This is a genomic window from Fibrisoma limi BUZ 3, from assembly GCF_000296815.2.
In the GTDB taxonomy this organism is placed as follows: domain Bacteria; phylum Bacteroidota; class Bacteroidia; order Cytophagales; family Spirosomataceae; genus Fibrisoma; species Fibrisoma limi.
In genome coordinates, this window is the sequence record NZ_CAIT01000006.1 from 1,522,870 (window position 1) to 1,544,129 (window position 21,260).

Here is a 21,260-nt window from a genome sequence, read left to right on the forward strand (position 1 = left end):
TCGCCATGAAAAAGACCATCAGTATCAATATAAGTGGCACCATCTTCCATATTGAAGAGGACGGCTACGACAAACTGAAAAGTTACCTGTCGACGGTACAGCAGTACTTTTCAACCTACGAAGACAGTCAGGAGATTGTTACAGATATCGAGAATCGAATTGCCGAAAAACTGCTGGCCAAGCTCAAAGCCGCCGACAAGCAGGCCGTTTCCCTCGAAGACGTAAACGAACTGATCGCGGCTATGGGTACCGTGGCCGACTTCGAGGCCGTTGAGGAAGAAGAAGTGCTGGTAACGTCCGGGGGCCGCAACTCAGCCTTCAACGAAGGAGCAGGAGCCAAAGGGTTTACCAACAAGCAGAATCCGGGCGGCACTCCTCCGCCCTATACAACAACGACTCAGACTGGTCCGCGCCGGCTCGTCCGCGACCTGCGCCGGAAAACCCTCGGGGGCGTAGCGTCGGGGCTGGCGTATTACTTCAACGTCGATGTCGTCTGGATTCGGCTGCTGTTCGTTGTGCTTTTCTTCGCGCTGCCTCCCTTCGGCGATGGCTTCGGGGCCAGCATCTCGGGCTTTACGCTGCTGGTGTACATCGCCATGTGGATCGCCCTGCCCGGCACCACGCAGATTGAAGACGACAAATCGGTAAAGAAGTTTTTCCGGAATCCGGAAGATAAAGTACTGGGCGGTGTAGCCTCGGGCCTGGCCGCGTACTTTGGCGTCGATACGGGCGTAATCCGGTTGCTGTTTGTGCTGGGTATTGTGTTCTTCGGCGTGGGGTTGATGGCGTACATCATTCTCTGGATTATCTCGCCCCAGGCCAATACGCTCACTGAAAAGATGGAGATGCAGGGACGGCCCATTACGTTATCGAACATTGAGCACACCATCAAAAGCGGATTAAACATCAATGAGAATCCCGCTCAGGAGAGCACCCTGACCCGTATTCTGCTGTTTCCCTTCCGGGCCATCGCTACGATCATAAGCGGATTGGGTAGCGCGCTTGGCCCCTTTCTGAACGGGATTGTCGCCGTGATCCGGGTGCTGGCCGGGGTAATTATGCTGTGTGTTGCGTTCGCGTTCATGATTGCCAGTCTGGCCGTACTGGGTGCCGTCATCGGCGTTGGGGCGGGCCTGCCGCTTGGCGACAGTGATTTACCGATTGAGTTGTTCCGGCAGGATATTACGCTGCCCATGGTGGTGTCCGCCTTTCTGAGCGTATTCATCCCGGCCCTGGGGCTGGCGGTGCTGGGCCTGATGCTGATCTCCCGCCGGACGATGGTTAGCACCCGCACGGCATTGACCGCGGCTGCCGTCTGGTTTGTGAGTTTGATCATCCTGTCGGCTACGGTAACGCCCCTGGCCAACAGCTTCCGCCGGGAAGCTACGGTTGAAGAAACGAAGGTCCTGAACGTAGCGGGTACTACGCCCTCGTTTGCGATCAACGATGTTGACTGGTCATCGCACGATCGGCCGTCGATTGAACTCCTGGGCTACGAAGGAACGCAACTGCAACTGGTTCAGCGGTTTGAAGCACATGGGCGCGACCGGGCCGATGCGCAGGCTAACGCCCGCCAGATTCAGTATACCTTCGTAACGAAGGATTCAACGGTTCGCTTTGACAATGATATCAGCCTGGCACCGAAAGCCCGCTTCCGGGGGCAGGAACTGAATATGGAGCTGATGATTCCGTACGAAAAACCGTTCCGTATGACGGCCGACTTTGCCCGGTTCATCCGCAACGAGTTTGGTGAAAAGGAAATCGACCGCATGGCCTCCAGTCTGTGGAAGTTTACGCGGAGCAGTGGGCTGGTCTGCATCAACTACCCCCGCGAACTGAACCGCAGCTACGACAGCGAAGACAACGATGTGGAAGACCTTAACAGCGATGTGCAGGAAGCCATCGAAAGCGAACTGGGCGACGATTTCAACTCGCTGGGCGATCAGACCCGCCAGTTCGACGTAAGCGGTTTCTCAAAAGTTGACGTATCGGGGGCTTTTGTGGTTCGCTTCCGCAAAGGCGACCGCTACAAGGTCGTAGCCGATGGCCGCGAAGAAGACCTGGAAGACATTACGGTGAAAACCGACGGTAATGTCCTGAAAGCTTACATCGACCGCCGGGGCCTTTTCAACTGGAAAAACCGGCAGCGCGTGGGCCTGACCATCACCACACCGAACATCGAGGCCCTGACCATGTCGGGCGCGTCGAAAGCCAGCCTGGCTGATTTCGGGCCACTGAACAACCTGGACATCGACATGAGCGGAGCCTGCCGGACGGTGTTCGATGGAAACGTTAAAACGTTGACTATCGGCTTGTCGGGTGCTTCCAACGCCGTGCTGCGCGGTACGGCCGACCGTCTGGAAGCCGACCTGAGCGGAGCCAGCAAGATTGAAGCGACGGGTCTTCGTGTCGGCAAGGCATCAGTCGAAGCCAGTGGAGCGAGCAACGCCGAACTGGGTCAGGTAGAGTCGCTGGATTCCGAAACATCCGGAGCCAGCAAGGTTACCCGTCAGCAGTACGAATAGTGAATGCAACATTACCTGTTTTTTTCTGTCCTTACTCAAACCTAATCAATCGTATGAAACGCAATCCAATCGCATCCGGTCTGGCCTTGTTCGCCGGTATCGTTCTGCTGGCCCTGGCCTCCGTGGCGGCCGTCGCACAAGACGACACCCGAACCTTTTCGGTCAGCAACTTCGACAAAGTGAGCCTGGGCAGTGCCTTTACTATCAGCATCCGGCAGGGTAGCAGCTACAGCGTGAAAGCCTCCGGCCGCAAGCAGGACATCGATGACCTGGAAGCAAACACATCGGGCGGCACGCTGGTGGTTAAGTACCGGAACAGCAAGCGCTGGAACAACCGCCAGCGGGTCAACATCGACGTAGTGATGCCTGCCCTGCGCGGGGCCGACCTGTCGGGGGCCAGTACGTCGACCATCACCGGCTTTCGCAGACAGGATGCGCTGGATCTGAGCGTTTCGGGCGCATCGACCTCAACCATCGACGTTGACGCCGACCGACTGACGATGGACTTATCCGGAGCTTCGAGCGTAACGCTGAAGGGCCGGGCCGAAAAAGTGAAGGGCGATGTGTCGGGCGCTACTAAACTGCGGGCGTATGACCTCAAAACGGAAACCGCTACGGTCGATGCGTCGGGAGCGAGCAGTGTGCAGATCAACGCGGCCAAAGAACTGACCGTTGAAGCCAGCGGAGCCAGCAGCGTTCGGTATAAAGGAGCGCCGTCGATCAGCAGCAATACGTCCGGTGCCAGTTCGGTCCGCCGGGATAGCTAACCTTACTCGACCAGGTATGGTCAGGCAAATCGATCAGTAAACAACATGCTACTTGACAGGCCGGAAGCCGCCCACATGGGCGGCTTCCGGCATATATGACCACATCGGCCTGCCGACGGGCCGGTTCACTAACTTCCCTGAACAACTCCATCCATATTGGGTTCAGCCAGTTACTCAACGACCAATATTATGCAGACGACCTTGCCCGCTCCGACCGTTGAAAGCGCACCGGCAATGACCCGGCCCATTACGCTTACCGTCAACGGCACCCCCTATCAGCTTAACCTGGCTCCCTGGACAACCCTGCTCGATGCCCTGCGTGAGTATGCCAACCTGACTGGCACAAAAAAAGGCTGCGATCACGGTCAGTGCGGGGCCTGCACCGTACTGGTGAACGGCAAACGCATCAACGCCTGCCTGACATTGGCTGTCATGCACGACGACCACGAGATTACAACTATCGAAGGACTGGCTACGGATGGAGCGCTTCACCCTGTACAAAAAGCATTCATTGACCATGACGCCTTCCAGTGCGGATACTGCACCCCCGGTCAGATTTGCTCGGCCGTAGGGATGATTAACGAGGGTCAGGTCCGGACCGTCGCCGATGTTCGGGAACTGATGAGCGGGAATCTCTGCCGTTGCGGGGCCTACCCGCACATTGTCGATGCGATCTGCGAGGTAATGCAACTGGATGCGTCAAAGTAGTCAGTAGACCGATAACCAAAAACTCCAAAAAACATGCACCCTTTCTCTTACTCCCGCCCAACCAACGTTGAGAATGCAGTTCAGGAACTCGCTGGGCCAGCCAGAGCCAAATTCATAGCGGGTGGCACAAACCTCCTCGATCTGATGAAGGTGAACGTAGAGCAGCCAAACCAACTTATCGATATAAACCGGCTGCCGCTCAACACCATCGACGAATTGGACAACGGTGGCCTACGACTCGGCGCATTGGTCACCAACGCCGATACGGCCTACCACCCGCTTGTTGAACAACGGTATCCGCTGCTGTCGCAGGCGATCCTGTCGGCGGCTTCGGCTCAGCTACGCAACATGGCCACCAACGGCGGTAACCTGTTTCAGCGGACGCGTTGCTACTACTTTTATGATACGGCCATGCCCTGCAACAAACGGCAGTCGGGTCATAGCGACCAGTCCGCCGGTGTAGGACCAGCGGGTTGCGGAGCCCTGGGTGGCTATAACCGCATCCACGCCATTCTGGGTACCGAAGCGTCGGACGGTACGGTGCACTGCATCGCCACGCATCCGTCGGATATGGCCGTAGCGCTGACGGCGCTCGACGCCACCATCCATATAACCGGGCCTAGTGGCGATCGTACACTATCCATCGGCAACCTGCACCGGCTCCCCGGCAGCGAACCTCAGTTCGACCATACGCTACGTCCGGACGAGCTTGTTACGGCCATCGAGCTCCCACCCCAGGGCTTTTCTGATCATCACATTTACCTCAAACTACGCGACCGCTCCTCCTACGCCTTTGCTTTGGTATCAGTGGCTGTGGGGCTGGAAATGGACGGCGACGTCATCACCGACGCGCGCCTGGCGCTGGGCGGGGTAGCGCATAAACCCTGGCGGAAACCCGAAGCGGAACAGTTGCTCATCGGCAAGACCGCTACAAAGGATCATTTTCAGCCCGTTGCCGAAGCCCTGCTCGACGGCGCAGTCGGCTACGGGCACAACACGTTCAAAATTGACCTCGCCAAACGCGCGATCCTCCGGGCGTTGGGGTTAGCGTCTCAAAAGAGTGAAAGAGCGAAAGAGCAAAAGGGCGAATAACCAACAAGCCTAACTCTTTCACTCGTTCGCTCTTTCACTCTTTACCTTATGAGCCAATACATCGGAGAACCCATCACCCGCGTCGACGGCCACGAGAAAGTGACCGGTCAGGCAAAATACGCAGCCGAATTCAACGTACCGGATTTGACCTACGGCGTGGTCGTGTCGAGTACGATCACCAAAGGCCGAATTACCCTCCTTGACACCAGCAAGGCGCTGGCAGTCAACGGAGTCATTGAGGTATTTACGCACGAAAACCGCCCCCGAACGGCCTGGTTTGACATTAGTTATAAAGATCAGGATTCGCCACCGGGTTCCCCGTTCCGGCCCTTGTACGACAACAAAATCAAGTACAACGGCCAGCCCGTAGCGCTCGTGGTTGCCGAAACCTTCGAACTGGCCCGGTTTGCAGCCATGCTTGTTCATGTCGAATACGAGGCCGAGCCCTGCGACACTGACCTGATGAAGCACCTCGATACGGTGCGCAATCCGGAACCGGGCTTAATGAACCTCATGAAGCCGCTGCCACCCAAGCCACGTGGCGATGCCGACAAAGCATTTGCCGAAGCCCCTGTCCAGCAGTCGGCCCAGTATATCCACGGCATGCAGCACCACAACCCGATGGAGATGTTTGCCAGTACGGTCGAATACGGCAAAAACGGCTTTCTGACGATCTACGACAAAACGCAGGGTGTCACGAACAGCCTGCTCTACGTCACGCAGGCGTTCAATATTCCGTTCAACCAGGTTCGGGTAGTTTCGCCCTACGTAGGGGGAGCCTTCGGATCAGGTTTACGGCCGCAGTACCAGTTGTTTCTGGCGGTGATGGCCGCCCGTGAACTCAAACGTTCGGTGCGCGTATCGCTTACCCGGCAGCAGATGTGGAGTTTTGGCCACCGGCCTGCTACGGTCCAGAACGTTTGCTTAGGTACGCAGGCGGATGGTACCATCACGGCCATTATCCATGAAGCCAAGGCGGCTACCTCGCAGTTTGAAGATTACACCGAAGAGGTCGTTAACTGGACGGGGAAACTATACCCTACCCCCAACGGTGCTCTTCGCTATAAGCTGAAATCACTGGATATCTACACACCACTCGATATGCGGGCACCGGGGGGTGTTACGGGTCTCAGTGCCGTCGAATGCGCCGTCGACGAACTGGCTTACAAACTGGGAATGGACCCGCTCGAATTCCGGCTCAAAAACTACACCGAACGCGACTGGACTGAAAAAGACAGACCCTTCTCCAGTAAGGAATTACGCGCCTGTTTCCGGCAGGGTGCCGAACGTTTCGGCTGGTCCGGGCGTAACCCAGAACCCCGATCGATGCGCAAAGACCACAACCTGATCGGCTGGGGCATGGCAACGGGGATATGGGATGCGGCTCAGGTACCTGCCCGCGCTGAAGCAACGCTGACCGTCAACGGTAAACTTCGGGTCCGCAGCGCTACGGCCGATATTGGCACCGGCACGTACACAATCATGACGCAGATTGCCGCCGATACGCTCGGTATGCCCATTGACGATGTCGTCTTCCGACTGGGTGATACCACAATGCCGGCGGCTCCCATTGAAGGTGGTTCCTGGACAGCCTCAACGGTCGGATCGGCGGTGAAATCAGCCTGCGATACCCTGGCCAAAACCCTTTTCAGAATGGCCAAGCGCATACCTAAATCCCCGTTTGTCGGCGTCGGTTTCGATGACGTACTGTTCATCAACGGTGAGATCAGGCTAAAACGCAACCCATCGGCCCGGGTGTCCCTGCTCGAAGTGGTTAACCTGAACGGTGGCAGAGCCATCACTGAAACAGGTACATCCATTCCTAATTTAGTCGCTCACATGAAGTATTCCCGAAACGCCCACGCGGCAGCATTCGTGGAGGTGCAGGTCGATGAAGACTTTGGTACGGTGAAGGTAACGCGGGCCATATCGGCGGTTGCGGCCGGACGGATTATCAACCCCCGCACGGCCCGTAGTCAGATCATCGGTGGGATGGTCTGGGGCATTAGTCATGCCCTTCAGGAAGAAAGCGTGATGGACCACCGCTACGGTCGGTTCATGAACCACGATCTGGCCGAATACCACATCCCCGTCTGCGCCGATATTCACGAAATGGATGTCGTTTTCGTGGAGGAAAACGACACCGTCGTAAATCCGCTCGGCGTGAAGGGTGTAGGCGAAATCGGTTTGGTGGCCATGCCTGCGGCCATTGCGAACGCGATTTTCCACGCCACCGGCAAACGCATTTATGAACTACCGATACAGTTGGATAAGGTGATGTAATCTATTGGTTAATGGAACGCAGATTTCTATGATGCTTATGATGAACTATGATTTAACCACCAATCATACGTATCCTAAAAATCTGCGTTCCATTTTTCAAAAGCCAAAATACCGCTCGGCGTTGTTATAGCAAACATCCTGCACGATCTGCCCAATCCACTCGACGTCGTTCGGCAGTTCGCCGTTCTCGACGTCATTGCCGAACAGGTTGCACAGGATTCGCCGGAAGTACTCGTGACGGCTGTAGGAGAGAAAGCTCCGCGAATCGGTCAGCATCCCGACGAACGCGCTCAGCAGGCCCATGTTCGAGAGGGCGTTCATCTGCTTTTCCATGCCGTCTTTCTGATCCAGAAACCACCAGCCCGACCCAAACTGCACCTTACCCCGTACCGACCCGTCGTTGAAGTTACCGATCATGGTCGCCATCACCTCATTGTCGGCGGGGTTGAGGTTGTACAGAATCGTTTTAGCCAGCTTGTCGCGGTCGTCCAGATCGCCGAGAAACCTGGCCGTGGCCGACGCATGACGGAAATCCCCAATACTGTCCCAACCCGTATCGGGTCCCAGTTGACGCAGCATCCGGCGGTTGTTGTTCCGTAGCGCCCCCAGGTGAAACTGCTGCGTCCAGCCTTTCTCCCAGTCCCACTCGGCAAACTGCTGGAGCATGAATGATTTGAATTTTGCTACGTCGTTCGGGCTGAGCAGGTCGATATCGCCGGGCCAGTGGTGCATCAGGTTATTGAACGTCACCCGGATTTCGCGGTCCAGATACGGCTCCGCGTAGATCGTTTCCAGGCCGTGGTCGGAAAGCCGGCAGCCCATTTCAGCGAAGTAGTCATGGCGGGTTTTCAGCGCATCCAGAAACTCAGCCAGCGTCCGGATTTCTACGTTAACCGTTTCGCCCAGCTTCTGTACGTAGGCCCGGAATGCAGCCGGGTTCTCGGCAGCCATAGCCTTGTCGGGCCGGAACGTCGGCAGCACTTTTATCCCAAATCCGCTCTCCGAGATAGCCCGGTGGTAGTCGAGTGAATCCGTCGGATCGTCGGTAGTGCAGACCACCCGCACGTCGAAGTGCCGGAGCAACGCCCGCGTTGTAAACTGGCTTTGCAGTTGTTCGGTGCAGGTATCGTAAATCGTCCGGGCGGTCCGGGCATTCAGAATCTCCTCCACCCCAAACGGATTTTTCAACTCCATGTGCGTCCAGTGGTAAAGCGGATTTCGCATGGTGTACGGCACCGTTTCGGCCCACTTCTCAAACTTTCCGTAATCGCTCACGTCGCCGGTAATGAACGGCTCCGGCACCCCGTTGGTGCGCATGGCCCGCCACTTGTAGTGGTCGCCGTAGAGCCAGATCTGGGTCAGGTTCTCGAAGCGTTTATCGGCTGCAATCTGATCGGGCGGCAGATGACAGTGATAATCGATAATAGGCATCGGGCGGGCGAAGTCGTGATAAAGCCGCCGGGCCGTTTCAGTCTGAAGCAGGAAGTCGTCGGTGAGAAAAGCCTTGGGGCCGGTCATTGTTTCCATACCTATAAAAGCAAAAGCCGGGCTGTTTCTCCCGGCTTTCCTTATTTTTTCGACGAAGCAATTAATTCCTCGGGCACAAACCGGCAATCAGGCAATACGTCTACGGGCTGGTTCCAGTCCCGAATCACCCAATCCTTTCCCGGTTCCGCGATCCAGACTTTTTTAGATTTGGTAAACAACCAGATCACTTTTTCAACGCCAAATTCGAGTAATTTACTTGTCTTTTGCTCATAGTACTCAAACGGTTCGTCAAAGCGGCTCATGTCCGCCTTGGTATCAATTTCCAAAGCAACTTTTGGCGGCACCCAGGCATATTTTGTTTCGTCCTGCCCTTCCAACGTTTTTAAGTCAAAAACGGCCACGTCGCAGGCCCGCCAGTCGCCTTTTTTAAACTGTACACCTATCTCATTTCCCAGGACTGCATACACGGCTGTATCAAGAATTGATGACAAATGAATAATCAACCGACTCGCCAGGAAACTTTGTAAAATACTTGAACTCGTTAATTGCTCGACCGTTTTTGTGCCTCCCAGTACGTCCTGATAACCGGCGTAGTAGACCGGCTTGCCGTCCCACATCTCGTAGACCAGCGACTTGAGCAGCTTCGCACGTTCAGCACGTCGCTGCCGTTGTTCAGGCGTAGGAGCCGGCCGTTTTGGTTTATCCGTAACCTCCATAGCTCAACCCGTTTGACTGCAAGATACACAAATAATCCCGGCTTCCTGTCTCAAAGCCCGCTCCGGTCAATCCCCATCATCAACCCCCTTAATTCTGCCAGGCCGCGCAGTCGCCCGATGGCCGTGTAGCCGGGATTAATGCGTTTCGTCGAACGCAGATCATCCAGCATCCGGTGACCGTGGTCCGGTCTGAACGGCATCCGCAACTCCTTACTCCCTTCTCCCTTCCTCCTTTTCTGCTCCTGCAACAACGCCCGTATGACACCGAACATATCGACATCGCCTTCGAGGTGGTTGGCTTCGTGGAAACTACCGTCGGGATGGCGCTGGGTGCTGCGCAGGTGAATGAAGTGGATCTTCGGGCCCAGCCGTTCGACCATCCCGACCAGGTCATTATCCGGCCGCACACCGTACGAACCCGTGCAGAAACAAAGGCCGTTGGCTGGCGAATCGGCAGCAGCCAGCAATGCCCGGGCATCGGCCTCGGTGCTGACCACCCGCGGCAACCCCAGAATCGGATACGGGGGATCGTCGGGGTGAATCGACAGCCGGACACCTACCGATTCGGCGACCGGCACAATCTCCCGCAGAAACGCGTACAGGTTCTGCCGCAGGTCCCGATCGCTGATGTCCCTGTACGCATCCAGCGCATCCTGAAACTGCTCGACGGTGTAACTTTCTTCGGAACCGGGCAGGCCCGCGATAATCGTACGGGTCAGGCGCCGGGCCTGGGTTTCGTCCAGTGCCTCGAATACCTGCTGCGCCCGGCGTTTCTGCTCATCGGTATAATGGTATTCGGCCCCCGGTCGCCGGAGCACGAACAGTTCAAACGCGGCAAACTCAGCCGCATCGAACCGCAGGCCGGTCGAGCCGTCGGGCATGGGGCAGTCCAGATCCGTACGGGTCCAGTCGAGTACGGGCATGAAATTGTAGCAGACCGTATCGATGCCGCACTGGGCCAGGTTGGCGATCGACTCTTTATAGTTCTCGATGCACTGCTGAAAATTGCCACTGCGGGTCTTGATGGCTTCGTTGACGGGGATACTTTCCACCACCGACCAGGTCAGGCCTGCCTGCTCGATATACGCCTTGCGTTCGCGGATCTCATCGACGGGCCATACGTCGCCGTTCGGAATGTGGTGAAGCGCCGTCACGACGCCGGTAGCTCCGGCCTGTCGTACGTCACTGAGGGTTACGGGGTCGGTTGGACCGAACCACCGCCAGGTTTGCTCAAGCATAGTTATCTGGTCAGGGTACCGCCTGACCGGCTGTTGGTAAGGTGATGAATGGTGACTATCCTGCTGGTAGCTACGCAATCACGATTTTTGAGTAAAAAGGCGTACAATGCTTCCTTTCTAATAAAAAATCGCAAACAGTTTTGCAGAACTCAACTACATCCGGCCGCTTTCGCTGGCGAATTGTTGCGCTGCTGTTTCTGGCCACAACCATCAACTACGTCGATCGGCAGGTGTTGTCGTTTACGATGACCGACGAGTTGTTTCGTAAAGAAATGCTTGATCTGGCCCCCAACCAGCCGCTTTCCAAAGAAGCGACCGATCGTTTCAAAGTACTCTACGGCGACGTGGATGCTGCGTTCAAGTTTGCCTACGCCATCGGGTTCCTCATTGTCGGCTGGCTGATTGATCGGATCGGTACCCGACGCGGCTTTTCGCTGGGCATTATCATCTGGAGCATCGCGGCCGTATTGACTACGTTCGTGCAGAACATGAGCGGTCTGCGGTGGGCCCGTACCCTGCTGGGACTCGGCGAAGCCGCCAACTTCCCCTCATCGATCAAAACCGTTTCGGAGTGGTTTCCCCGGCGCGAACGCTCCTTTGCTAACGGCCTGTTCAACGCCGGTGCCAACGTCGGGATCATCCTCACGGCCATTGCCGTACCGTATCTGATCCTGCATTTTGGCTGGCGAAGTTCGTTTTTCGTAACCGGTGTACTGGGCTTTGGCCTCCTGGCTCTCTGGTGGTTTACGTACAGTAAACCGGAACGGAACAAACAGGTGTCGGCCGAAGAATTGGCCTACATCCGCAGCGACCAGGAAAATGAACCGGCCCTGAAGGTATCGTGGGGGCGGCTGCTGGGCTATAAACAGACGTGGGCGTTCGCCGTGGGCAAATTCATGGCCGACCCCATCTGGTGGTTCTACATGTCGTGGCTACCCGATTTTTTCAACTCCAACGACGCCCTCGATCAGAAGCTGGATCTCAAGAGCTTTGGCATTCCGTTTCTGATTATTTACGTAGTCTCCGACGCGGGCAGCGTATTCTTCGGCTGGCTCAGCACCCGGTTCATGGAACGGGGCTGGACGGCCAACCGCGCCCGTAAAACGACCATGCTCATTTGCGCCCTGTGCGTTGTGCCGATATTCTTTGCCGCCCAGACCAGCAGCCTGACCGTTGCCATTGCGCTCATTGCCCTGGCTACGGCCGCTCACCAGGGTTGGTCGGCAAATATGTATACCTTTGCGTCCGACCTGTTCCCGAAGAATGTCGTGGCTTCCGTAACCGGAATTGGTGGCATGTTCGGAGCAGTGGGCGGCATTTTGCTGGCCCTGCTGGCTGGCCGGATTATCACCAATTTTGGCTATCTGCCCATGTTCATCATTTCCAGTTGTGCTTACCTGATCGCGTTGATCATCATTCATCTGGTGCTGCCGCGCCTGGAGCCCGTGCGGGTAGAAGAACTGGTTGACGAGTTTGTTTAAAAGGAGAAAGAGAAGCAAAGGCACCGGAGGGAGGAAAGGGTTGCTCAATATCCTTCCCTCTCTTCCTTTTCTCCTCCCCTCCCTTTCCATCTGTTTATGAAAATTATTACGTTCGGAGAGGTTATGCTCCGACTCAGTCCGCCGGGCGTTGAACGGTTCGCCCAGACCGATACGCTGGAGATGCACTTTGGCGGCACCGAAGCCAACGTAGCCGTATCGCTTGCACAGTTCGGTTGCCACACGGCACACGTTACCTGCTTTCCGGACAACCCGCTTGGCCGCACCGCCACCAGTTACCTGCGTCGTTACGGCGTCGACACAAACTACATTCAGTATGCACCCGGACGCCTGGGACTTTATTTCCTGGAAACCGGTGCCGGTAGCCGCGCCAGCCAGATTATTTATGATCGGGCGGGTTCTGTATTCACCCAGATTCGGCCGGACACCATCGACTGGGAATCCGTGCTGGCCGATGCAGACTGGTTCCACTGGACGGGCATTACCCCGGCGTTGTCGCAGGGCGCTGCCGACTGCCTGCTGAATGCCATCCAGACGGCCAACCGGCTGAATGTTCCGGTGTCGGGCGACCCCGTATACCGCAGTAATCTGTGGCAGTATGGCCGTCAGCCGCAGGAGGTACTGCCCGCCCTGACCGAGGGCTGTACGCTGGTGCTTGGTAACCCCGGGCTGTTCAATCACCTGTACGGCATTACAGAAACCGATATTGAAGCAGCAGCCCGGGCGCTGCAACGGCAGTTTCCGAGGGTTCGCTACGTAACGGATACGAGTCGGGAGCAGTTAAGTGCATCGCATAACCGACTATCAGCCTGGCTGTTTGACGGCCAGCAAACGTACCAGTCGCCCACCCACGATATTCAGCCCATTGTCGACCGGATCGGAACGGGCGATGCCTACATGGCTGGCCTGATTTATGGGCTGTTGACGTTTGATGACCTACAACGGGCGGTCGATTTTGGAGCGGCTGCGTCGGCACTGAAACACACCATTCCTGGTGATGCCAGCCTGGCCACCGTAGAAGAAGTTGAGACCCTGGCCAGGGGAGATAGTTCGGGTAAATTGAAAAGGTGAAAACGAGTTCATGGTTTGTCGTTTGTGGTTGTAGTTCAGGCCAGCTAATAACAAACCAAAAACCACAAACCAAAAATGGATCGATTGACTGTATACCAAACCATTCGTCAGGTGCCGTTGGTACCGGTGTTCTACCATGCCGATGCCGAAACGGCAGCCGAAGTGGTGGCGGCCTGCTACCGGGGGGGCGTCCGGGCGTTTGAATTCACGAACCGGGGCAGTTTTGCCCACGAGCCATTTGCCGAACTGCGCCGGCTGTGTTCCCGCGAGTTTCCGGATCTGGCGCTGGGGGCCGGCACGATCGTGGATGCACCCACGGCTGCGCTATACCTCCAGATGGGTGCCGATTTCATTGTCGGACCATCGTTCAGCGAGGAAGTAGCCCGTATCTGCAACCGCCGGAAGGTAGCGTATATGCCGGGTTGCGCTACGTTGACTGAAGTAACTACGGCCTACGAGTTTGGCGTTGAGATCGTAAAGTTGTTCCCCGGTGAGGTGCTGGGTCCTGGTTTTGTCAAGGCGCTGCGGGGTCCGCTACCGTGGGTGAGTGCTATGGTAACAGGGGGCGTCGAGCCAAATCAGGAAAACCTGTCGCGGTGGTTCGGGGCTGGTGTGGTGGCCGTAGGGATGGGGTCGCATCTTTTCCCCAAAGATGTACTCGTAAATCGGAATTTTGACAAGATAGAACACACAGTTCGGGACGTTGTTCGTATAATTGCTGAATTATAGTTTACGTCGGGCAACCGCTATTTTAACACGACAATGACACCTGCCGATCAACCTTCGCAGACAGCATCCACTCCAACTATGGCGCAACTGAACCGCACTACCCACCCGGCTCCCGAATACCCGGAAAAAATTCTGCAATTCGGTACCGGGGTTCTGCTCCGTGGACTTCCTGATTATCTGGTACAGAAAGCCAACGCTGAAGGCCGGTTCAATGGCTCAATTGTCGTGGTTAAATCGACGGACTCCCAAACCGACGAGTTTGCCAAACAGGATAACCTCTACACGGTTGTTGTACGGGGGATTCAGCAGGGGCAGGAGGTAGCAGAAAACACGATCGTTTCGGCCGTTAGCCGCGTACTGGCCGCCCAGACGCAGTGGCAGCAGATTCTGACTATCGCCCGCAACCCGAACCTCCAGATTGTCATTTCCAATACAACGGAGGTAGGTCTCGACTACGTTGAAGAAAGTATTTTTCAGCACCCACCCCAGTCGTTCCCCGGCAAGCTGACGGCGTTTCTTTACGAACGGTTCCGGAGCGTTGGCGGGGCCAAAGGCAAAGGGCTCGTGGTGATTCCAACCGAACTGGTCACCGACAACGGACTGAAACTACGCGGAGCCGTCGAGAAGCTGGCACAGTTCAACGAGCTGGGTAAGCTGTTTACCAAGTGGCTGAAGTTCCACGTCCGGTTCTGCAACTCGCTCGTTGACCGGATCGTAACCCGACCCGCCGATGCCGAAGCACAGCAGAAACTACAGCAGGCACTTGGCTACGAAGACGATCTGCTGACCCTGACCGAACCGTATCACCTCTGGGCGATTGAAGGAGACGAGCGCGTGAAGGAAACGCTTACGTTTGTCGATCCGGCTTCGTCGGCCATCATCATCGACGAAGACATCCTATTCTACCGCGAGCGTAAACTTCGGGTACTGAACGGTACGCACACCTTTGCGACGCCGATGGGCTACCTGCTCGGTCTGGAAACGGTGGCCGACGAGATGCAGCACCCAACCATGAGCCGGTTCGTTGAGCGGCTGATGCTGGAGGAGATCGTGCCGACTGTCCCGGCCTACGAAACACCGGGCATGGACAAGGCGGCCATCAAACAGTTTGCTTATGATGTACTGGATCGCTTCCGGAACCCGCACCTCGACCACCTGCTGCTGAACATTTCGCTGCAACAGTCAGCCAAGATGCAGGCTCGCAACGTAGCGACGCTGCAACGGTATTACGAGCAGTTTAAAGCCGCCCCAACCTTCATGACACTGGGCTTCGCAGCCTATCTGCTGTTCATGAAAGCCGTGCGGGAAGAAGACGGCCGCTACGTTGGGGAGATTGCGACCGGTGGTGGCGTTATCACCTACCCCATCCGCGACGAAAAAGCGAAGTACTTCTACGACCGGTGGCAGCAGGTAACCCCAACGGATGCCGCTACGGTTCGTCAGTTGGTCGTGTCTGTCTGCGCCGACGACGAGCTTTGGGGCATTGACCTGAGCTTGTTACCCGACTTTGTTGACCGGGTAACCGAACAGCTCACCAGCCTGCTCACAGAGGGCATTGAGCCGACCCTGGCGAAAGCTGTGCAGTGAATCGGTTGCTTTCCACAAGAAAAATAGGTCCAAAATCAGGAGCCTGACAACAATTGTTTAATAAGTTGCAGGGTTTGTGGGTGGGTTAGCATGGTCTCGTGCGTTGCACCGGGCACGGCCACAAACTGGTCTTTGTGAGACAGAACCTTCTTTAACTGATACGCTGTACTATTCGTGTTATCGGTGCTGATCACAACCACTGACGCCGGTGCTTTCTGTACATCCTCGTCGGTAGGGAACACAAAGCCGTTTACGGAGGGCAGTGGGAAATAGAGCCTGTCGGTAAATCGATCGCTAAAGTCACCGCCCGCGGAGGCTGGGTCAATCAGCAGGGTAAACTTAGGGTGATTGTTAGCTGCCAGATGAGCCGCAATACGGCCTCCCAGCGAATAACCGCAAACAACAATCCTGGCTTCCTGATAACGGTGCTTCAGGGAATCGTAAACGGTTTGCGCGTCACTGTAAAAGTTAGCCAGGGAGATGGCCCCTTTACTTTTTCCGTGCTGGCGATAATCCACCACGAGTACGTCATAACCGTACTGCAAGAACGTAGGTGCAATCGCTCCCCAGTTGGCTAAGGTTCCCCCATTCCCTTTCCAGAAACAAACCACTCCTTTTGACTTTCCTTTTGACTTCGGAACGCTGAACAACAATCCATTCAACAAGCCAGCCTGCGGGGTAGGAATGCTCACCTCGTCAAAATCCTGCGTAAAGCTAAATGTATAATCATCCGGCAGCGGAGTGGACCGGTAGCGGTTTGCCTGCTGGTCTTTGCCAGCATACAGAAACAGGTAAGCGCCTACGTAGCACAGTATCACTATGGATAACCCTATCCATAGTCCTTTAAACCACCGTTGTTTGGCTGACATAGAAGCAGAAATTGCAAAAGCCAAAACTAACGCGTGGGTTTCAAAGCGGCCCCTTAATAAACGTTAAATCTGCCGGCCCGTAGCGCCTTGGCACACGTAATGAATCCCAACGTCAGTTACTTCTTCGCTTGCAGAAACGCGAGCAAATCCCGGAGGTCTTCGACGGTTAGCTGGGTTTCCAGCCCCCCGGGCATGAGCGAGGTTTTGATCAGGCCGTAGTCCTGAATGTCCTTCATCGGGAAGGTGATGAAACCGGCGGTTTGTGTGTACAGTTCAATCTCTTTCCCGCCTACGTCGATCTGTCGCCCCTGATGCTCTTCCCCATTTTTGAGCCTGATGTACCACCCCTGCCACTCGGGGCTAATCTCCTGCGACGGTCGCAGTATGGCCTGGATCAGTTGCGTTCGGGACTTCGACCGCCCGACATTGCTCAGGTCCGGTCCGAGGTCACCACCCCGCCCCTCGATGGCGTGGCAGGACGAGCACATAGCCTGTACCGAGTAGAACACCCGACGCCCCCGTTCCAGCTTCCCCCCGGTCGCCAGCGCTGACTCCCACGCGGCTAACGATGTCGGCCGCTTGCCGCCCGAGGAGGCCACCGCCAGCGAGAGCTGCTGGGCTACGGGACTGTCAGGATGGGTTTTAAACGATGCAACACGCGGCAGAAACGCTTTGCGGGCATCGACACCCGACAATCGGGTACGCAGGTAGCGGACCGCTTCGAGCTGCACATCGGGGTTCGGGTCGTTCAGTAAGGGATGCACGCTGGGCGATACGTCAGTCGGTTGGCGTGCCAGGGCCAGCAGGGCTTCCGCCCGCACCATCCCCGGCTCTGCCCGGTTTGTGGCAATCCGCAGCAGTTGATTCGATACGGTCGGTTCGGGCACATTGGCCAATGCTCGTACTATGTCCACTCGTAGCGGAGTGGCTTTCTCAGTCGTCAGCAGCGACAATAGCAACGGCCCTTGCTCAACGGGATTTTTCAGGTAGCGAATGGCCAGCGCCCGCAGGTCGGCCGGTTTTGTTTTGTCCCGAATAAAATTTTCGATGAACTGGGGTGGCAGCGGCCGTTTGATCGACTTCGAATACAGCTCGGTTCGGTTGCGATAGGCCGTTACAAACGCGGGGGTCAGGTGCGCGACAGTTTCCAGATACGTATCGAACAGGGCCGGCGACACCGGTCCAGCCGTTAGTGCTCGCTCCAGATCGGGTTTCAATGCCACCATACCCGACTGACCAACCCACATCAAGGTCCGCTGCCGTACCCGACTGTCAGGGTCGGATAGTAACCGACGCGCAATAGGTTCAACCGGTTGGTGACCCGACCGTTGCAGAGCAATCAGGGTGCCCAACCGAACGGCAGGACTGGCATCGTTCGTGGCCTCGATAAGCTCCCGACGCAACGCCGGATTGGCAAAGGCCATTGTAGCCGCCTGTTGCCGAAACGGATCAGTGGATTGCAGGGCGGTTTTTATCGAGTCGACATTCGTGGTTGCGTACAGCTCCGTTAACGGCTTGTCGGTGGTGGTCGGACTGGTAGCTACGTTGGGCAAGCGCGGTCGTGACGTAGTGGTACCGGATTTGGCCGACAGTTTCCAGATGCGACCTTTGCCATGATTCGGGTATTCGCGGAGTACCCAGTCGGTGAAATAAACGGCTCCGGTACGATCGGTCGCAAAAGCCACCGGCCGGAATTCCGGGCCACCTTCCACAATGGACTCAGCTTCACCCGTTAGCGAGACGCCGTTGGGGACCAGCCGAATCCGAACGATACGGCTTTCTTCCCAGATTGACGACAGCATCTGCCCTTGGTAATCCGACGGGAGCGCCGTCAGACTGGCATCCTGCAACCCGGACGGGGCTTCACCCAGCCCTACAGCATACGGTAACGTACCCGGCAGTTCACCGTTCCAGGCCGAATACGGATGAATACCGCTACCACCATACAGGGATTTATAGCCATAATCACCACCCGGCACTACGTGTACTAATCGGTTTGGTCCCCGGCTGTCGGGGTCGTTGTCAGCCGCCAGGAGATGCCCTTTGTTATCGAACTTGAGATCCATCGGGTTCCAGAAACCGGTCGCGACTTCTTCGAGCCGGGACCCATCGGGGCGTGCCCGAACAATGTTGCCTCCATCGCCGTAGCCACTCACCGACGAGCCATCAGTACCGACCAGTTTCCAGGCCTGTCCGCCAGTGTTGCCCCGCGAGACGTACATCCAGCCATCGGGTGAGAACGTAATGCCGAGCAGGGCCGCGTGGGCATAGACGCTGGCCGGTTGCGCCAGGTCCAGCACTTTTTTGCGCTCTTCACTCACGCCATCGCCATCCCGGTCGTATAAAGCCCAGACCGTCCGGGACGTAACGACGTACAGGTGCCCTTCCGGCGAAAAGGCCAGGTTCAGTCCTTCTGTCAGGCCGTCGGCAAATACGGTTGTCTTATCGGGCCGCCCGTCGTTATTGCTGTCGACAAACACCTTAATGAGATCTCCGCGGGAATGGGGGTAGTCTTTGGGGGGTAGGTGCGTATGCGACTCCAGCACGAAGATCCGGTTGAGGCTGTCGATGGCGATACCGATGGGCGTTACGATGTCCGGGTTTTCAGCAAACAGCGTCAGCTCCAGCCGGTTGTCCAGCACCCGCGGCTGGTCGGTGCCAACCGGTTGCTGACGGAAAGCGAACAGCAGACCAGCACTGATAACGCCAACGGAAACCCAGCTAATAAAACGACGAAAGCTGATGTGGGTGAGCTTGTCCGTGATCATATCCCTACCGTTCGTACTTGTGGAAGAGATCGTAGGCCTTTTGTAAATCCTGTTCCAGCGTCTGCGGGTTCTGCGGGGGTGCCATTTCAATCAGCAGGTACCCTTTATAGCCGTGAGCCAGCATTTTTTCGACCACCCCGGCATTATCGGTCACGCCTTCACCGTAGCGTACCACTTTGTGAATGCCCTTACGCTCGGTGTCTTTCAGATCGATGTGCAGAATCTTCGAATGGAACCGGTCAACTACCGCCATCAGGTCCACGTTGGCACCGTCGAAATGGGCATTGTCCATACACATACCAATCTTCGGCGAATCAATAGCGCTGAAAATCCGGTCGTAGTCATCCAAGTTTTCGAGGTTGTTGTTCGCGTGGTTTTCCAGCAGAATCAGCATATCCATGTCTTCGGCCGCCGGGGCCAGCTCTTTCAATACACTGATGATCGCATCCAGCCCACCCTCTGTTCCGCGTTTGGCTCCGGTGAACTTCACGCGTTGGCAACCCAGTTGCCGGGCCGCTTCCATGTTCCAGAGCTTATGCGTTACGTCCTTGATAACATTGCCAGACGCCCCGAATGAGCTGCCCTGCACGCAGATGGGCGTCAACTTGTGCTGCTGGCATCGCTCCCTGATGCTCCGGATACCATTGGGCGTGAGGTTACGGCCGTACCAACAGTTGAATTCGACGTTCTTAAACGGCAGTTTGGGAATAATGGCGAAGGCTTTTTCGAAGTTTTCGTCGCCGAACCCGTCGCAGGTAATGGTGGCGATGGCCAACTCTACCTGCCTGGGTTTGTTGAGGATTTTGGTGGTCTGGCTTTCCGCAGTCGGCATCAACCCCAGTCCCGCCATTGTCAAGCCGGTTGTCTTCAGAAAATCGCGACGGCTTGTTTCCTGGTTCATACAACTAAAGAAAGGTATAGCATACGCTTCTTAAAGAACACAGGTCATTTCATTCTACTTTGGTACGCTCCCCAGGCCCCCGTAACCGTTTCCATGCCCTGTTTTCCGGTCAGGCTTTTGTCCTGTTACTGCGTAACGGCCAGGCTACTTTGTGGTCCTTCCACAACCGCCCGGATAGCGTCCTGAGCCTGCTGTACTGCGGCCTCGGGTGTCTGGCCGACCGGTTCGATCCCGGGCAGCACTGTCCACGACAGCGACGAAAACGACGTGAGCGGAAACAACCCCTTGGGTGTAAACCGGCCTGTTCCCTGAATAGCCACCGGCACGATCAGCGCATTGGGGGCTCGTTTGAGCAGGGTCGCGATGCCCCCTACCGCAAACGGTCGCATCAGTCCTTTGGCCGTACGGGTACCTTCGGGGAAAATCACGGCCGAGTGATTGTGCTCCTTGATCAATTTACCCAGCCGGCTGATTTCGACGATCGATTGTTTGGCGTCTTTCCGGTCGATGAGTGCGGCCCCGCTTTTCCGCAGGTTGTAGGATATGCTCGGGATACCTCTGGCCAGCTCAATCTTTGAAATGAAAATGGGCGTGTATTTACGGAGAAACCAGATGATCGGCGGAATATCGAACATACTCTGGTGATTGGCCACGAAGATGATCGGCCGGTCGGTGGGTAACTCGGTTTGCTGCCGGAAATGGACCCGCGTCCCGGTCAGCAGCCAGCCATAGGTGATGAAAAAATTGAAGACATCGACGGATTTCTTGTGAGCCCGCTTACCAAACCCATGAAAACAGACGACCTGAATCAGGTGAAAGACCACTAACAACAACCCGAAATACAATACGTACAAACTACTCAGCACGTAATCCAGCAGCTTCTTCATCCGGCATTTTTTCTCAAAAATAAGCAAATGCTCCGCTTACATGGCCTTTCGGCAACAATCTAATACAACCTTCACGGTACAAATGAGAGTACCTGAGGGGGTCAAACGGAATAAATACGAAAAAAACAGAAA

The 21,260-nt window shown here is 56.2% G+C and carries 16 protein-coding genes; 9 read left to right on the plus strand and 7 right to left on the minus strand.

Going from position 1 to position 21,260, the window contains the following annotated elements; genetic code table 11:
- The first annotated feature begins 5 nt into the window (after positions 1 to 5).
- The 5 genes from BN8_RS14290 to BN8_RS14310 all read left to right on the plus strand — a co-directional run bounded on the left by BN8_RS14290 (position 6) and on the right by BN8_RS14310 (position 7,375).
- The gene (locus BN8_RS14290; protein ID WP_009282610.1) at positions 6 to 2,525 is read left to right on the plus strand and encodes a PspC domain-containing protein; all 2,520 of its coding nucleotides are present in this window, start codon (positions 6 to 8) and stop codon (positions 2,523 to 2,525) included.
- A 53-nt stretch (positions 2,526 to 2,578) separates the two neighbouring features.
- Positions 2,579 to 3,292: a head GIN domain-containing protein gene (locus BN8_RS14295; RefSeq protein WP_009282611.1), complete on the plus strand. Its 714-nt coding sequence runs from the start codon at positions 2,579 to 2,581 to the stop codon at positions 3,290 to 3,292.
- A 189-nt stretch (positions 3,293 to 3,481) separates the two neighbouring features.
- A complete protein-coding gene (locus tag BN8_RS14300; RefSeq protein WP_009282613.1) occupies positions 3,482 to 4,000 on the plus strand; it encodes a (2Fe-2S)-binding protein in 519 nt (172 codons plus the stop codon).
- Between the two features lie 33 nt (positions 4,001 to 4,033).
- Positions 4,034 to 5,092 (plus strand): FAD binding domain-containing protein, encoded by a 1,059-nt coding sequence (locus BN8_RS14305; protein ID WP_009282614.1) that lies wholly within the window; start codon positions 4,034 to 4,036, stop codon positions 5,090 to 5,092.
- 48 nt (positions 5,093 to 5,140) lie between these two features.
- Positions 5,141 to 7,375 carry a xanthine dehydrogenase family protein molybdopterin-binding subunit gene (locus BN8_RS14310; protein WP_009282615.1) on the plus strand — a complete coding sequence of 745 codons (2,235 nt, stop codon included), beginning with the start codon at positions 5,141 to 5,143 and terminating at the stop codon, positions 7,373 to 7,375.
- Between the two features lie 96 nt (positions 7,376 to 7,471).
- Here the strand turns inward: BN8_RS14310 and uxaC are convergent, their stop codons facing one another.
- The 3 genes from uxaC to uxuA are packed head-to-tail and all read right to left on the minus strand — an operon-like array spanning position 7,472 to position 10,817.
- Entirely contained in the window at positions 7,472 to 8,902 is a 1,431-nt protein-coding gene (gene uxaC, locus BN8_RS14315) for a glucuronate isomerase (RefSeq protein WP_040005813.1), read from the minus strand.
- A 41-nt stretch (positions 8,903 to 8,943) separates the two neighbouring features.
- Complete coding sequence (locus tag BN8_RS14320; protein WP_009282618.1) at positions 8,944 to 9,579, minus strand: PDDEXK family nuclease; 636 nt, start codon at positions 9,577 to 9,579, stop codon at positions 8,944 to 8,946.
- A 50-nt stretch (positions 9,580 to 9,629) separates the two neighbouring features.
- Positions 9,630 to 10,817: a mannonate dehydratase gene (uxuA, locus tag BN8_RS14325; RefSeq protein WP_009282619.1), complete on the minus strand. Its 1,188-nt coding sequence runs from the start codon at positions 10,815 to 10,817 to the stop codon at positions 9,630 to 9,632.
- A 140-nt stretch (positions 10,818 to 10,957) separates the two neighbouring features.
- Here uxuA and BN8_RS14330 point away from each other — a divergent pair, with 140 nt between their 5' ends.
- The 4 genes from BN8_RS14330 to BN8_RS14345 all read left to right on the plus strand — a co-directional run bounded on the left by BN8_RS14330 (position 10,958) and on the right by BN8_RS14345 (position 15,703).
- Positions 10,958 to 12,298 (plus strand): MFS transporter, encoded by a 1,341-nt coding sequence (locus tag BN8_RS14330; RefSeq protein WP_009282620.1) that lies wholly within the window; start codon positions 10,958 to 10,960, stop codon positions 12,296 to 12,298.
- Between the two features lie 96 nt (positions 12,299 to 12,394).
- Positions 12,395 to 13,387: a sugar kinase gene (locus BN8_RS14335; protein ID WP_009282621.1), complete on the plus strand. Its 993-nt coding sequence runs from the start codon at positions 12,395 to 12,397 to the stop codon at positions 13,385 to 13,387.
- A 75-nt stretch (positions 13,388 to 13,462) separates the two neighbouring features.
- Entirely contained in the window at positions 13,463 to 14,116 is a 654-nt protein-coding gene (locus BN8_RS14340) for a bifunctional 4-hydroxy-2-oxoglutarate aldolase/2-dehydro-3-deoxy-phosphogluconate aldolase (protein ID WP_009282622.1), read from the plus strand.
- A 33-nt stretch (positions 14,117 to 14,149) separates the two neighbouring features.
- Positions 14,150 to 15,703 carry a tagaturonate reductase gene (locus BN8_RS14345; RefSeq protein ID WP_009282623.1) on the plus strand — a complete coding sequence of 518 codons (1,554 nt, stop codon included), beginning with the start codon at positions 14,150 to 14,152 and terminating at the stop codon, positions 15,701 to 15,703.
- 35 nt (positions 15,704 to 15,738) lie between these two features.
- Here the strand turns inward: BN8_RS14345 and BN8_RS14350 are convergent, their stop codons facing one another.
- The 4 genes from BN8_RS14350 to BN8_RS14365 all read right to left on the minus strand — a co-directional run bounded on the left by BN8_RS14350 (position 15,739) and on the right by BN8_RS14365 (position 21,128).
- Positions 15,739 to 16,572 carry an alpha/beta hydrolase gene (locus tag BN8_RS14350; RefSeq protein ID WP_009282624.1) on the minus strand — a complete coding sequence of 278 codons (834 nt, stop codon included), beginning with the start codon at positions 16,570 to 16,572 and terminating at the stop codon, positions 15,739 to 15,741.
- Between the two features lie 116 nt (positions 16,573 to 16,688).
- On the minus strand, positions 16,689 to 19,340 hold the full coding sequence (locus BN8_RS14355; RefSeq protein WP_009282625.1) for a PVC-type heme-binding CxxCH protein: 2,652 nt from the start codon (positions 19,338 to 19,340) through the stop codon (positions 16,689 to 16,691).
- Positions 19,341 to 19,344: 4 nt separating this feature from the next.
- Complete coding sequence (locus BN8_RS14360) at positions 19,345 to 20,241, minus strand: sugar phosphate isomerase/epimerase family protein (protein ID WP_192579050.1); 897 nt, start codon at positions 20,239 to 20,241, stop codon at positions 19,345 to 19,347.
- Positions 20,242 to 20,366: 125 nt separating this feature from the next.
- The gene (locus tag BN8_RS14365) at positions 20,367 to 21,128 is read right to left on the minus strand and encodes a lysophospholipid acyltransferase family protein (protein WP_009282627.1); all 762 of its coding nucleotides are present in this window, start codon (positions 21,126 to 21,128) and stop codon (positions 20,367 to 20,369) included.
- Between the last annotated feature and the right edge of the window lie 132 nt (positions 21,129 to 21,260).